Here is a 13,559-nt window from a genome sequence, read left to right on the forward strand (position 1 = left end):
CCCACCCGTTTCAGGAAGACGCGGTCGCCCGGTCCCGTGCGGCGGCGCGAGGAGCGGGAACGGCGGGCACCGACCCGCCGTCGGCGTCGGCGTCGGTGCCGAGCACGGGGTCGGGGCCGGGCAGCCCGTCGTGGTGGGCGCGGACGCCGGCGCGGACCGCCCAGAAGTAGAAGCCGAGGGCGGACACCCCGACCAGGGCGGTGTCGAGGCCGCCGGGGATGATCCCGTGGCCGCCGAACTCGGGGCTGCCGAGTGCGGACAGCAGGGCCGTCCAGAGCAGGAACGCGGCCATCCACCAGGCCGGCGCGAACTGTTTGGCCAGGCTCCGCTCGCCCTTGCGGCGCAGGACGACGGCGGCGATGGGCAGCGAGACGAGGGTGAGCAGCGCGACCTTGCCGGTGTTGGGCCACTTGGACCAGTACAGGGCGCACGCGGCGAACGCGAAGGTCAGCGGGCAGAGCACGGCGGCGGCGGGGAGCCGGAACGGGCGGGGCAGGCCGGGCTTGGTCTTCCGGAAGACGCCGACCGCGATCGGGCCCATCAGGTACGAGACGACCATCGCGGCCGAGACGACGCTGGCCAGGGCCTCCCAGCTGTGGCCGATGGTGAGCAGCAGCAGGACGGAGAAGCCCAGGTTGAGCCACATGGCGGGGCGGGCGACGCCGTAGCGGGGGTGGACCTCGGCGATCTTCTTGGGGAAGAAGCCGGTCTCGGCGAGGTTCTGGGCCAGGTACGCGGACGAGGCGACGTTGCCGATGTTGGCGCCGGACGGGGAGATGAAGGCGCCGAACTGGAGCAAGGTGACGACCCAGTGCAGCATCAGCAGCTTGGCGAGGTCCGCGAACGGCGACGCGAAGTTGATCCCGCTCCAGCCGCCCGCCTCCGCGAGCCGCTCGGGCGGGACCGAGCCGAGGAAGGCGACCTGGAGCGCGAGGTAGATGACCAGGCCGAGGGAGAGGGCGCCGACGAGGGCGAGCGGAATGGCCCGGCCGGGGTTCTTGGCGGCGCCGCCGAGGTTGACGACGGCCTGGAAGCCGTTGAAGGCGAAGACGACGCCCGAGGCGGAGACGGCGGTGAGCACCGCGGACCAGCCGTTGGGGGCGAAGCCGCCGTGGTTCGTGAAGTTGCCGGTGTGGAAGCCGGAGGCGATGAGCGCGGCGATCGCCAGGACCGGGATGGCGAACTTCACCAGGGTGAGGAGGTTGTTCGCCCGCGCGAGCAGGGCCACCGACCAGTAGCAGGCGAGCCACAGGGCGACGGTCAGGACCAGGGCGGTCGCGATACCGCTGGCGGTGAGGCTGCCGTCGGAGACCAGCCCGCGGGCCCAGGCGAAGTTCCAGGACGCCATGTACTGGGTGCCGGCGATGGACTCGATCGGGATGAGGGAGGCGGTGGCGATCCAGACCGCCCAGCCGGTGACGAAGCCCAGCACCGGGCCGTGCGAGATGGAGCCGAACCGGGCCATGGCACCGGGCAGCGGGTAGGCCGCGCCGACCTCGGCGTAGGACATGGCGATCATGCCGATGAAGATCGCGCCGATGACCCAGGCGACCAGCGCGGCGGGGCCGGCGACCTGGGCCGCCTGGCCCGCTCCGAAGAGCCAGCCGGAGCCGAAGATGGACCCCAGGCCGATCATGATCAGGGCGAAGAGGCTGAGGCCCTTACGGTTGGCCGCGCTCACATCCACGAGGTGTTGTTCCGTTCTGCCCGGCTGCCTGGGCACTGTCGACGAGGGCTCGAAGCCGCACGGGCCCCCGGGAACGGACACCGGGTGTGGCGGCGAGAACGGCCGAGGACGTACAGAGCGACGTCGGACATAGTACGACAACCTGCCGAACGGCTTTCATCGGCTCAGGGCGGGCCGCCGCGGTCCGTCGTTTCGGCGGCCGGTTCCCCACCCTCCGGATCGACCCCGGGCAGCAGCAGGATCCCCCAGGTGGCGAGCACCGCGCCCACGCCCTCGGGGACCAGCCACCACCCCGTCCGCACCCGCTCCCCGTAGACGAGCATCCCGAGGGCCAGACTGACCACCCCCTCGCCCAGGGTGAGCGCGGGCTGGGAGGCCACCAGCGGGCCCGACTCCATGGCGTTGGCCAGCAGGAAGAGCGCGCAGGCCCCGGCCGCCACGAAGGCGTACGTCTGCCAGGCACCGAAGAAGGCCGCGGGACCGCGGTCGTCGAAGACTCCGGTGGCGGCCTTCATCAGCGTGGCGGTCAGCGCGTAGCCGATCGCCGACGCCGAGGCGAACAGGGCCGCCCGGGCCCGTCCGCGGGACCGGGGCAGGGCGCCCAGCACGCACAGCGTCATGGCCGCCCCGGTCACCGCCAGGGTCACCGTCCACCGGCCCGGGGAGACCTGGTCACGACCGCCCACCGGTGCCGCGGCCACCAGCGCCAGGCCGAGCCCGGCGGCGACCATCAGCGACGCCGCCCACCCCGCCGCGGGCAGCCGCCGCCGGGCGACCGCGCAGGCGATGAGGAGCGTGAACGGCAGTTCGGTGACCAGGATCGGCTGGACCAGCGACAGCGAGCCCAGGGTCAGCGCCAGCGCCTGACAGCCCGCCGCCCCGACGATCACGGCGACCCCGCCCAGCCACGCCGGACTGTGCACCAGGTGCCGGACCAGGCGCACGCTGAACGCGTCCCCCTCGGGCACCGTACGCGCGGCCAGCCGCTGGAGAACGGTCCCCGTGGCATTGGCCACGGCCGCCAGCAGGGCGACCAGCGCGGGAAGCACGGCAGTCACGACATCACCTCCGTCCGGCCCGTCGGCCACTGGTGCCACGTTCCCAGCGCCACCGGCCCCACCGCGGCACCGGCACCACCCGGCGGCACCGGTCACCCGCCCGGCCGCGCCGCGGCCGGGCGCCGCTTCCTGTACGACGGCGTCTGCCCGGTTGCCGCGGTCCGTACGGGTGCGAAGTGCCGGAGGGACCGCGGCCGGTCTGCGCGGCGTCATCGGTCTTCTTGCAGTTTGTAGAGCTCGAAGAAGATTCCCGTTCCCGCGCCGACGAGTTCGTCGAAGGTGCCCGTCTGGGCAATGCGGCCCTGGTCGAGAACGACGATGCGGTCGGCGAGGCGGGTGTTGGCCAGGCGGTGGGTGATGAAGACGGTGGCCCTGCCGTCGGCGAGGTTCTTGAGCCGGGTGAAGACGCGGTGTTCGGCGCGGGCGTCGAGGGCGGCGGTCGGCTCGTCCAGGACGAGGACGGAGCCGTCGCGGTGGAAGGCGCGGGCGACGGCGATCCGCTGCCACTGCCCCCCGGAGAGGTCATGGCCGCCCCACCAGGACCGGGCCAGCGAGGTGTCCAGTCCGTCGGGGAGTGCGGCGATGACGGTGTCCGCCCCGGCGGCTTCGGCGGCGGCGTGGACGGCGGTGTCGCCTTCGGAGCGGGGCCGGCCAAGGGTGATGTTCTCGCGGGCGGCCAGCGGCCAACGGGTGTAGTCCTGCGGAACGAGCGCGAGACGGGCCCGCACACTGTCCGGATCCGCGTCGGCGAGATCGACCCCGTCCCATGCCACCGTGCCCGAGGTGGGCAGGAACAAGCCGGTCAGAACCTTGGCCAGGGTGGTCTTGCCGGAGCCGTTCTCCCCGACCAGCGCGACGACCTCGCCTCGCCTGAGATCAAGGCTGATGTCCTTCAGCGCGGGCCCGGCTGCGCCGGGGTAGGTGAAGGAGACGTTCGCCGCGCTGATGACCTGCGGACCGTCCCCGGCGACGCGGACGGTGCCGCGGCGGCAGGCCCACGCTTTCGCCACGGTGAGGAAGCGGGCCCAGTCGTCCAGGGACAGCGAGGTACGGAACAGCCGGGCGCCGGCCCGCACCGTTGACGTCAGCGCCGCCCCGGAGGTCCGGACGGCCAGGGCCGCTGTGCCGGCGACGGCCAGGTCGATGCGGCCGGTGGACACGAGCAGCACCAGCACGGCCCAGGTCAGCGCGGTGCCGACGGTGGCCAGCGCATCACCGATGCCCTGGACCACCAGGGCCTGGCCGGTGGCCCGCAGTTGCTCGGCCTCCAGACGGCCGGAGATGACCCGGTATTGGCGGATGAGGAAATCGGCCATGGTGGCGGCGCGGACTTCATCCGCGGTGCCGCGGTCGGTGGTGTAGGAGCGGAAGACCGAACGGAGCCGGGAGTCGGCGAGGTTGCGGTGGTGGGCGGCGTGCTCGATCCGGGCCCCGCGCACCGCCCCCCAGGCCCCCGGGATGACGGCCGCCACCAGCAGCGGCAGCATCACCGGGTGCAGGACACCGGCGACCGTGGCGGCGGCGGCGAGCTGGGCGGCGGCGGAGGTCAGCTGCTGGGCGTCCACGATCAGGTCGCCGGCCTTCTCCGCGCCGTCCGAGGCAGCCGCGTGGGCGTCCTCGAAACCAGGGTCCTCGTAGGCGACGAGCTCGGCCGAGGTGGCGGCGGTGATGACCTCGAGGTCGGCTTCCCGTACGGCTTTCGGCGCGAGCCGGGCGGCGGCCGCGCGGGCCCCGCCGTCCAGCACGTACCGGCCGGCGGCCGCACATACGAGGAGTACCAGGGAGCCAAGGCTGCTGCGCAGGGAGCCGGTGATGTCAACGGAGGCGAACAGCGCGGCCAGGACACGGGTGGTGGCCGCCAAGGCCGTCGCGGTGAGCACAGCGGCACCGCTCTGGCAGCCGAGCAGGACCACGACGGCCCTGCGGTCGGTGCGCCAGCCGAGGCGGGCGGCCTGCCCCAGCGTGCGCGGCAGGCGGCGGGCGATGGCCCAGGTGGACAGGTTCACGGTCGCGTCGAAGTGGCGGTCGGAGGCCAGGCGCATGACCGGGGCCTGGCCCGCCGGGGCGGGCGGACGGGGGGATGCGGGTGGAGTCACGCGCCCCATGAAGGAACGGAACGCCCCTGACGGGCAAGGGAAATTGTTACCGTCGCAGCGCATCGCGCCTGGTCCGCTCGTCGCCCCCTGCCCCGCATTCACCCGTGAGGGGAGGACGGGGTCAGGAGGCGGAGCAGGCTCCCTGGACCACGGTGGCGGCGGGCTACGGAATGACCAGGACAGCCGTCCATGGCCGGTCGGCCGCGTCGGCTGTGTCACGGCCGACCGCGCCTTCGAGGGCTTCGACCCAGGCATGAGCGGCATCGGGCAGGAACCGGGCACCAAGCACCCACCGGGCCTGACCACCTGTCAGCGCGGTGGCGATGACGGTAGCCAGGCTGATCTCCATGCAGGCGATCCGGCCGGGCCACCAGACCGGCGTGACCGCGTGCACCGCGGCGTACAGGGCGCTCACACGCCCTGCTCGCGCATACGGCAGCACGCGCACGGTACGGACAGCGGCAATCTGCCGGCGCAGCGGCAGCCGGGCGAGAGCGACGGCCGCGGCGAGCGCCACGACGGCCACCGCACGGTCGGGCAGCGGCGTGGCGGACGCCATGTCCGGGGCCATGGACGTCACCGCCACCACCGCTTTCGCCGCTGCTGGGCCGGACGGTCGGTGTCGGCGTCGACGAGCACGCCGCGTTCCAGGAGGCCGTCCACGAAAGCGGCGATGCCCCTCTCGACAGTCCGGGGGTCCTGGCCGGTAGGCGCGGCGATCTCCTGGGCGAGTCCGGCGGTCGAGCCGTGGCGGGTGAGGGCGTGCCAGACGCGGGTGGCGTCCGCATCGAGCATCAGCCACTGCCCGTGGCGGACATCGAGCACGACGGTGCCGTGGCCGGTGTCGGCGTAGTGGATGTGACAGGCGGGGATCAGCATGCCACCCCCAGCGTGGCCCGCTGCTGCGGAGCGTCCGTGTGGCCGGTGAGCCACCAGCAGGTCACGACCAGCTGGTGCAGGTCGGCGATCGCGTGGGTGCTCTGTCCGCGTGCCGCCTCGGCCAGTGCCTGACGAACCGCGTCCAGGTCGATGAGCCCCTCGGACACGAGTGGGCTGTGGGAGATCAGTGCGTCGAGGCGGTCGTGGTTGCGGGCCAGGCCGGCGATGCGCTGGGCGGTGAAGGAGCCTTTCGAGCGGCGGGAGGTCAGCCACGCAGGAAGCTGGGGCAGGGCGGCGGCGAGCAGGGGTTTGTAGGCGACCATGCCCCGCCGGGCCAGGGCCGGGACGGCGAACGCAGCCCGCACGACCTGGTTGTCCAGGTAGGGGTGGACCGGCCGGATGTCGAGAGCGTCGCCGTAGGGCATCCAGCCGCGGGCCGAGGCGCCGACTGCTCGCAGGGCCGCCCATTGGTCGAACGTGTCCGCCCGGTCCGGCTGCCGAGTGTGCATGGCTTGCCGGACGAGGACGGCGACCTGCCGGCGCCCGCCGGTGGTCAGCCACGAGGCGGCCGGGCCCGGACGGCACCAGGACCACCCACCCCGGGTAGCAGGCGTCACAGGTCCGCGCTCCAGGGTGTCGGCGGCCTCGGCCAGAGCACCGACGCGACCGAGGCCGGCGGCCCGGGTGAGTGCCTTCCAGTACGGTCCGGGCGCGGCGTTGCGCAGCCGGGCGAAGGCGACGACCTGCCGCCGGGCCTCCCGGCGGTGGCCGTCCTGGATCAGCCGCACCCAGCAGGCGGAGGAGGAGTCGAGCACGACGTCACCCCCGTGCCCGGTCAGATGCAGCGCCAGGTCGCGGACCGGGTGCAGGTAGGCGGCGTCCATCGCGAACATCGCCGCTTCCAGGACCGGTTCGCTCGCGGTCGGCTGGCGGGCGGGGAAGGAGAACGGCAGCTCGGTCTCGGTCCCGGTGGCGACCGTATGCGTGATGGCGGGGTGGCGGGCGACACGGGCGGCGAAGGCCATGTCCTCGCCACTGGTGTAACCGTCGGTGTACGTCACCGCCCGCACCCGTCCCACCTCGGCCGCCAGCATCACGGCCGTCGAGGAGTCCAGGCCTCCGGACAGGTCGGCGCCCACCGGTCCCTCGGCGGCGTGGAGCCGGTGCTGGACGGCTTCGGTGAGCGCCTTGCCGAAGCGCCGGGCGCCCTCGCGCAGACCCACCGCCGGGCACGCATCGCTGACGTCCACGAGCTGGGGCGGCGTCCCGGGGGTGAGCAGCAGCCCGTACCCCCCGGGCACCTGTCGGACCTGCTCATACGGGGTGCGGTGCGGCCAGTGCTGCTCGCCGACGGTCAGCTGGGCCGCCAGCAGGCCCAGATCCGGCGCGGCATGCATCCCGTCGGCCAGCAGGCGGACCTGGGTCGCCCACTCCACCCGCCCCTTGCGCAGGCTGTAGTAGACGGGCCTGATGCCGGCCAGGTCACCGCACACGAACCGCTGATGCCCGTTGTCCGCGACCACCCAGTACGAGCCCGTCCAGTGAGTGAGTTCCGCCCACCGGCCGGACGCCGCCGGCGGCGCGGCCCTCATCTCTTCCTCGGTGACCGAGCAGTCGCCCAGCACCGCCAGCCGCACCTGTCCCTCGACGACGATCCGCACCCGTGCACCAGCCCCGCGGCGCACATTGTTCAGCCCTTCGACCTGCACACCGCCGGCGGCGCCACTGGCGAGCCACTGCTGTTGCATCCTCAACCTCCCTGGATCCGTCCGCTGTGACGCGCCCCCGGGGGCCCGGCCGCAGGCCGGCCCCCCGGAGGTTGTTCAGTCACGCCCTGGGCGTGTCACTCGAAGTAGTTCGACTTGTCGGCGTCGTTCTCCTTCTGGCGTCCCAGGGTCAGGACGGCCACCGGGTGGGTGCTGAACCGCGGCGCGAAGACGCCACTCGGTGCGGCTGCGCCCTCCTGCTCGACGGGGCTGTGCGGATCAGGCGTGTTCAGGACCATGACCGGCCCTCCTTCACATCGGTTGACCTGGAGGTGGTGCGATGGTGCCGACTCCATGTCACCGCGTTCGAAGGGCGGTTCCCAGAGACAGAAGTGGGGACTTCCGAGGAGCGGATCCGGGACGTTCCTGGAACCGGGCTGGAAGCTGTCAGCCTGCGTGGAGGAGGTCGAGGACTGCCCGGTGGTAGACGGCGTAGACCTGCGGCAGCTCGGCGAGGCGGGCGCGCTCGTCGATGCCGTGCAGCCCCTCGTAGGCCGGTCCGAACCCGGCCGTGGCCGGAATGCCCTCACCGGCCAGCAAGTTGCCGATATTCGACGGCCCCGCCGTCTTCGCCCGCACCGTCAGCCCCTCGGTGACGGCAGCCCTCAGCAGAGCGGCGGCCGGCTGTTCGTCCGCCGCGAGACGGAACGGTGGCCAGCTGGCCACCGGGGTGATCCGGGTCGGCAGGGGGGTGGGCAGCGTCGCGTCGAGCTCGGCCACCGCCGTGCACACCAGAGTCTCCGCGTCGTGCGCATCGAAGGCCGGTGTGGTGCGGATGTCGACGTTCAGCTCGCACCGGTCGGGGGTGACCGAGAAGCCCTGGCCGCCGTGGAATGAGGTCACGGACAACTTCGGCGGCAGCGGGAACCCCGATCCGGCCTCGACGCCGGGCAAGCAGGCCGCGTCAAGAAGACGTACGAGGTGTGCGGCGCGGGAGATCGCCCCCACGACAGTGCGGCTGGCCCCCGAGTGCCCGGAGGGGGCATGAACCGCGATGACAGCGCGCCACAGACCACGTCCTCCGGCTACGACCTCCTTCAGCCCCGGGTAGCCGATCATCACCCCTGCGGGCCGGGCGGCGGCGGGGTCGTCCAGATAGGCGCGGGCGCCGCCGAAGCCGCCGGTGTGCTCGTCCACGTCCAGGAGCACGGCCAGCCCACCGTGCAGGCCGGCGGCGCGGGGGTGCAGGTCGGCGGCGATGTGGCAGAACATCGAGGCGGCGAGCTTGGAATCGGCGGCGCCGCGGCCGCGCAGCCAGCCATCCACCACGTCCCCGGCCGTCGGCGAAAACGACCACGCGCCCTCGTCCCCGAACGGAGCAGTGTCCATGCAGGCGTCCAGAGCCCACCACCGGCCAGGCCTCCCGCCCACGATCTCCACCAATAGCCCTACCAGTGCACCGACTTCGTCATACAGGCGCCGGTGCGGCAGCGCACGGTCCGTCAGCCAGCCTTCAAGAACGCGCAGGACGGGCCCGTAGTCGTCGATACCGCCCCGGCTCGGCAACCGGATCAGCTCCTGCGCCAGGCCGATGACGGACGCGCACCGCTCGGCGGCCGCCGCCTGCAAGTTCTCGCTCACCCTGTTCTCCTCGCCCATCAGATGTGCCGCACCGACAGCGCGCGTACGGCCTCGATCGTCTCCACCGGCCGCGCGGACGCACACGCCTCCCGCCCGTGATGGACCAGCCCCACCGCCGCCTCCCGGCCCAGCAGCACCCCACAGTCAAACCCCTCCGCCCCGTGGAAACTCGGCAACGGCGCCACCGCGGCCGTCTCCGACGCCACGAAGAACCGTTCCAGTGCCTCCGACTGCTCGACCATCCCGATACGCAACGTCTTTCCACCGTTGCGCCGGGCGGCCGGGTCCCGCAGCTCCAGCAGCCGCACCAGATGATCGGTCAGCGCACGGTGCCTCGGCGGCCCGTACAGCACGCGGTAGTGCACCAGGTCCGCGTGCTCGGCCACCGCAGCCTCGATCGCTGCCAGATATGCCCCCTCCCGTGACCGGCTGCCGGTGACGACCAGCTGCTCGCGCGCGCCGGAAGCGACCTCGATCATCGCCTCGATCAGATCGGTCCAGCGGGTCAGCAGCTTGACGACCTGCGCCGTGCCGGAGCGCTCCAGCACGCTCGTGACCGCCCCGTCCTGATGGGCGAACAGCACCTCCGACCGCTCCCGGTACAGCTCGCACAACCCGGCCCGGTTCCGCTTCCCGGTACGCCGCCGCCCCGACTCGAAGGCGCTGAGCAAGCTCGCGTCCGCCGCCAGTCCAGTGATCACATTGAGGGCATCGGCCGCCTCCTCCAATGTCATGTTCCGCGCCACCCGGGCCCGCTTGAGTGCCGAATCCCCATCACTCCCCGCGGCCACGGAAACCACCCCTTCCCGTCCGCCGGATCCTCCCGCCTCTATCCTTCCCCGGCCGTCAGTGGATCAGCTTCCGGGTCACGGTCAGCGTCGTCCCACGGCCCGAGCCGCACACCTGTCTGAACTGCGTGACGCCGAACGTCACTTCGCCCCCACCCCGCCGTCAGGACCCCCGCCGCGCCGCCGTGACGCGCACGGTGTCCGCGGACCGGTCGCCCGCGAGGACGTCGATGCGGACGCCGGCGGACGGGTCGGTGAAGGTGCTGCCGGGATGGTGGGCGGCCAGGTCGAGGGGGGTGCAGCCGGGAGGGGCGGGCAGAGGGGCGGATGGGGAGGGGGTGGGGGGCAGGACGCGGATCGGGCCCTCGCCCGTCGGGACCGACGAGTCGACCTTGTAGATCAGGACGCCCGTGGAGCAGGGGTCGGGGTCGTTGCCGCCGGCCCGTCGGGACTCGGCCACGTACGCCGTGGTGGCGCCGGTGCGGATGACGGCGATCTTGGTGCCGCCCGGGCGTTCCACGGGTGTCAGCCGGACCGTGCGGCGGCCGGGGGCGGCCACGCAGGCGACCTGGGCGGCGCGGATCCAGCCGAGCTTCCAGGCGTGCCAGCCGAGGTACTGGGGAGCGGCGCCGGCGATGTCGCCCATGACGTCCCAGCCGCCGACGTGGCGGTGGGTGTCGCCGGTGAAGGCGTAGAGGTCGGGGAGGCCGAAGATGTGCCCGGTCTCGTGGGCGGCGACCTTGTGGCCCCACCGCCACATGTCCTGGCCGAAGGTGACGGCCCATTTGAGGCGTCGGCCGTCGGCGGTGATGCCGGAGCCGGCCGGGTCGTACAGGTACGTCGGGGAGAAGGGGATCGCCTTCGCGGTCCTGGTGGGGACCACGTACACCATGTCGTAGCGGGAGAAGTCGACGCCCGGGTCGGCGGCCGTGACGGCGTCGCGGAGGTAGCGCTCGTGGGCCTCGAAGGTGAGGCCGCGCTGGAAGCCGTAGTCGGTGGAGGCGGCCGGCATACGGACCCAGCGGTGGGAGAAGGTGAGGTCGAGCCGCGTCCGGCCGTAGGAGGCGGTGCGCATCCAGCCGGCGGCGGGGGCGAGGTGGGCCGCGTACGCCGTGGTGGAGTCGGGGGCGGGCGCGTCGGGGAAGTCGACGAAGAGGGTGAGGACGCGGTGGGTGCCGGTGGCGCGCCGGAACTGCTTGCGGTCGGTGTCGTGGCCCTCGTCGGTCCAGCCGGTCCGGCCCGGCAGCGCGCAGTCGGCGGCGGACGGCCGGTCGGGGCGGGGTGCCGCCGAGGCCGGGACGGGGGCGGTGCAGCAGGCGGCGAGGGCGAGGGCCGTGGCGAGCAGCCGGGGCCGGAGGGGCGGCGTGGGCATGGCACTCCTTGTTCGGACGGGCCGGTCGGGGAGGTGATCGGGGGTCAGGCGCGGCCCGCCGCCAGCCTCATGAGGCGGTCCAGGACCCGCCCGCCGGAGGCGCCGACGCCGTCGTGCTCCCACTCGTTGGTGACCCAGGCGCGGACCCCGGCGACCTCCCGGGCGGTGCGCAGGGAGAGTCCGGCGTCGACGTACATGTCGTCGTGGTAGACGGCGGCCGCGACCGGGACCCGGTTGGCGGCGAGGCGGGCGGGGTCGTACAGCGGCTGCCAGTCGTCCCGTTCGGCCAGCAGCGCGGTGGCGTCGGCGAAGGGACGCAGTCCGGCGACGTCCCGGAACATCCAGGGGTAGATCATCTCGCCGGTGAGCAGCAGCGGGTCCGCGTCCTCGGCGAACTCGGGGAAGCCGGCCAGGGCGCGGTGCGCGGCCCAGCCCGTGGGCCCGTTCCCCTGGCCGTAGAGGGTCTCCTGGAGGACGGCGAACAGGGGGTTGTCCGTGAACGCGGTCAGGGCCATGACCTGGTGGAGGAAGGTGGCGGTCGGTTCGCCCCGGTCGTCGAGGGCTTCGTCGAGCAGCCAGTGCAGCCGCTCGAAGCCGTCGCCCATGCCGAGGACGAGGCCGAGGGTGCGCAGTCGCCGGGCGGTGAGCCGGTCGCCGTCGGGCAGCCGGACCTCGGTGGTGGCGAGCAGGTCGGCGAGGCGGCGCAGGCGGGGGGCGTCGTCCGGGTAGCGGTCGTAGAAGTCCAGGACGCGGTCCCGGACGCGGGGGTAGGTGCGGGCGTAGACGTCGTCGGCGGTGGCGGTGAGGCCGGGGAGGCCCCCGGTGATATAGCAGGCGCGCAGCCCCTCGGGTGCGCGGGAGAGGTAGGTGAGGGTGACGAAGCCGCCGTAGCTCTGGCCGAGGGTCTCCCAGGGTTCGTCGCCGCACAGCGCGCGGCGGATCAGTTCGGCGTCGGCGACGATCGCGTCGGCGCGGAAGTGGGCGAGGTGGGCGGCGAGTTGGCCGGGTCCGGCGAATCGGGCGGCCGTACGGGCGGTCACGGGGGACGAGCGGCCGGTGCCGCGCTGGTCGAGGAGCAGCACCCGGTGGGTCTCCAGCGCCCGGTCCAGCCAGCCGGGTGAACCGGCGGACGGCCGGGGCGACTTGCCGCCTGGCCCGCCCTGGAGGTAGAGCAGCCACGGCAGCGCGTCGGCCGAGCGGGCGGGGTCGGCGACTTCGCGGGCGAACACCCGGATGGTGAGCCCGTCGGGCGCGGAGTGGTCGAGGGGGACGGTGAAGACGTGGTCGGCGGTGGCGTACGCGGGGTTCATGTCTCCCTCTCCGGACGGCGGTTCTCCGGACGGCGGACGGCGGTTCTCCGGGCGGCGGTTCTCCGCACCGCGGTTCTCCGCACCGCGGTTCTCCGCACGGCGACCCTCCGGGCGGCGACCCTCCGGACGGAGGTCGCGGAAGACAGCCTGGAGCCGGCGCCGGGCCGGGGGTACTCCCGTCTGCCCATCGTCCGGCGTTATGGAGCGGGCAGGCGGTATGACGAGAGGGGGCGTGCGACGGGCACGCCCCCTCTCCCCCGCCCACGGCTCACCGGCCGGCGCGCGCCTTCCCCCGTCCGGCCCGCCGCTGCTCGTCGCCGCCCCGGGCCCACAGCGAGCGCACGTGGCCCAGGTGCCGTCCCATGCACTGCTCGGCGCCCTCGGCGTCGCCCGCCAGCATCAGGTCGAGCAGTTCGAGGTGCTCCTCGGCCGAGGGGATCAGCTCGTCGCGCTCGTCCAGCGCGGTCAGCCCGTACAGGCGCGAACGCTTGCGCAGATCGCTGACGGTCTCGACCAGGCGCTCGTTGCCGGAGAGCCCGAGAAGGGTGAGGTGGAACCGCCGGTCGGCCTCCAGGTAGCCGATGAGGTCGTGTTCGCGTGCGGCGCGCACGATCTCCTCGGCGACGGGCCGGAGCGCCTCCAGGTCCTCGCGGGCCGCGGTGCCGGTGATCCGGCCGACCATGGGGACCTCGATGAGCGTACGGATCTCGGTGTACTGGTCCAGGTCGCGCTCGTTGACCTCGGTGACCCGGAAGCCCTTGTTGCGGACCGGTTCGACCAGTCCCTCGCGGGCGAGGTCGAGCATGGCCTCGCGCACGGGCGTCGCGGAGATGCCGAACTCCTCCGCGAGCCCGGGCGCCGAGTAGACCTCGCCGGGGCGCAGTTCACCGGAGATCAGGGCGGCGCGCAGGGCGTGGGCGACCTGGTCGCGCAGCCGCTCCCGGGCAGTGATGAGGTTGCGCTGCTTGAGGTGCCCCATGGTGTCCCTTTCGTGCCCCGATGGACTGGACCACCAGCGTACA

12 protein-coding genes are annotated in these 13,559 nt (G+C 73.3%); all 12 read right to left on the reverse strand.

All coding sequences use genetic code 11. The features are described from left to right. Window positions 1–10: 10 nt before the first annotated feature. Window positions 11–1,687 carry an APC family permease gene (locus tag HN013_RS05720; protein WP_171163617.1) on the reverse strand — a complete coding sequence of 559 codons (1,677 nt, stop codon included), beginning with the start codon at window positions 1,685–1,687 and terminating at the stop codon, window positions 11–13. Between the two features lie 164 nt (window positions 1,688–1,851). Then, window positions 1,852–2,745, reverse strand: a complete 894-nt coding sequence (locus HN013_RS05725; RefSeq protein WP_171163619.1) for a DMT family transporter — start codon at window positions 2,743–2,745, stop codon at window positions 1,852–1,854. Window positions 2,746–2,954: 209 nt separating this feature from the next. Further along, window positions 2,955–4,841, reverse strand: a complete 1,887-nt coding sequence (locus HN013_RS05730; RefSeq protein ID WP_312018509.1) for an ATP-binding cassette domain-containing protein — start codon at window positions 4,839–4,841, stop codon at window positions 2,955–2,957. Between the two features lie 163 nt (window positions 4,842–5,004). Then, window positions 5,005–5,400, reverse strand: coding sequence for a lasso peptide biosynthesis B2 protein (locus HN013_RS05735; RefSeq protein WP_249374750.1), 396 nt, complete (start codon window positions 5,398–5,400; stop codon window positions 5,005–5,007). A 17-nt stretch (window positions 5,401–5,417) separates the two neighbouring features. Then, on the reverse strand, window positions 5,418–5,720 hold the full coding sequence (locus tag HN013_RS05740; RefSeq protein ID WP_171163624.1) for a PqqD family protein: 303 nt from the start codon (window positions 5,718–5,720) through the stop codon (window positions 5,418–5,420). Further along, window positions 5,714–7,468 carry an asparagine synthase-related protein gene (locus HN013_RS05745; protein ID WP_171163626.1) on the reverse strand — a complete coding sequence of 585 codons (1,755 nt, stop codon included), beginning with the start codon at window positions 7,466–7,468 and terminating at the stop codon, window positions 5,714–5,716. The genes HN013_RS05740 and HN013_RS05745 overlap by 7 nt, the downstream gene beginning before the upstream one ends. Before the next feature lie 95 nt (window positions 7,469–7,563). Then, entirely contained in the window at window positions 7,564–7,725 is a 162-nt protein-coding gene (locus tag HN013_RS05750; protein WP_171163628.1) for a hypothetical protein, read from the reverse strand. Window positions 7,726–7,873: 148 nt separating this feature from the next. Then, window positions 7,874–9,067: a M20/M25/M40 family metallo-hydrolase gene (locus HN013_RS05755; RefSeq protein ID WP_312018510.1), complete on the reverse strand. Its 1,194-nt coding sequence runs from the start codon at window positions 9,065–9,067 to the stop codon at window positions 7,874–7,876. Between the two features lie 17 nt (window positions 9,068–9,084). Then, window positions 9,085–9,801, reverse strand: a complete 717-nt coding sequence (locus tag HN013_RS05760; RefSeq protein WP_171163632.1) for an XRE family transcriptional regulator — start codon at window positions 9,799–9,801, stop codon at window positions 9,085–9,087. Window positions 9,802–10,018: 217 nt separating this feature from the next. After that, entirely contained in the window at window positions 10,019–11,227 is a 1,209-nt protein-coding gene (locus HN013_RS05765) for a M6 family metalloprotease domain-containing protein (RefSeq protein WP_171163634.1), read from the reverse strand. A 44-nt stretch (window positions 11,228–11,271) separates the two neighbouring features. Further along, a complete protein-coding gene (locus HN013_RS05770; RefSeq protein ID WP_171163636.1) occupies window positions 11,272–12,537 on the reverse strand; it encodes an alpha/beta fold hydrolase in 1,266 nt (421 codons plus the stop codon). Between the two features lie 268 nt (window positions 12,538–12,805). Further along, the gene (locus HN013_RS05775) at window positions 12,806–13,516 is read right to left on the reverse strand and encodes a GntR family transcriptional regulator (protein ID WP_171163638.1); all 711 of its coding nucleotides are present in this window, start codon (window positions 13,514–13,516) and stop codon (window positions 12,806–12,808) included. Window positions 13,517–13,559: the final 43 nt, after the last annotated feature.

The sequence above is a fragment of the Streptomyces sp. I05A-00742 genome (assembly GCF_013055795.1).
Lineage (GTDB): Bacteria > Actinomycetota > Actinomycetes > Streptomycetales > Streptomycetaceae > Streptomyces.

Excerpts from the sequence above, each read along its gene's own strand:
- HN013_RS05760 (WP_171163632.1), bottom strand. The coding sequence starts at position 9,801 with ATGACATTGGAGGAGGCGGCCGATGCCCTCAATGTGATCACTGGACTG.
- HN013_RS05745 (WP_171163626.1), bottom strand. The coding sequence starts at position 7,468 with ATGCAACAGCAGTGGCTCGCCAGTGGCGCCGCCGGCGGTGTGCAGGTC.
- HN013_RS05775 (WP_171163638.1), bottom strand. The coding sequence starts at position 13,516 with ATGGGGCACCTCAAGCAGCGCAACCTCATCACTGCCCGGGAGCGGCTG.
- HN013_RS05770 (WP_171163636.1), bottom strand. The coding sequence starts at position 12,537 with ATGAACCCCGCGTACGCCACCGCCGACCACGTCTTCACCGTCCCCCTC.
- HN013_RS05750 (WP_171163628.1), bottom strand. The coding sequence starts at position 7,725 with ATGGTCCTGAACACGCCTGATCCGCACAGCCCCGTCGAGCAGGAGGGC.
- HN013_RS05765 (WP_171163634.1), bottom strand. The coding sequence starts at position 11,227 with ATGCCCACGCCGCCCCTCCGGCCCCGGCTGCTCGCCACGGCCCTCGCC.
- HN013_RS05735 (WP_249374750.1), bottom strand. The coding sequence starts at position 5,400 with ATGGCGTCCGCCACGCCGCTGCCCGACCGTGCGGTGGCCGTCGTGGCG.
- HN013_RS05740 (WP_171163624.1), bottom strand. The coding sequence starts at position 5,720 with ATGCTGATCCCCGCCTGTCACATCCACTACGCCGACACCGGCCACGGC.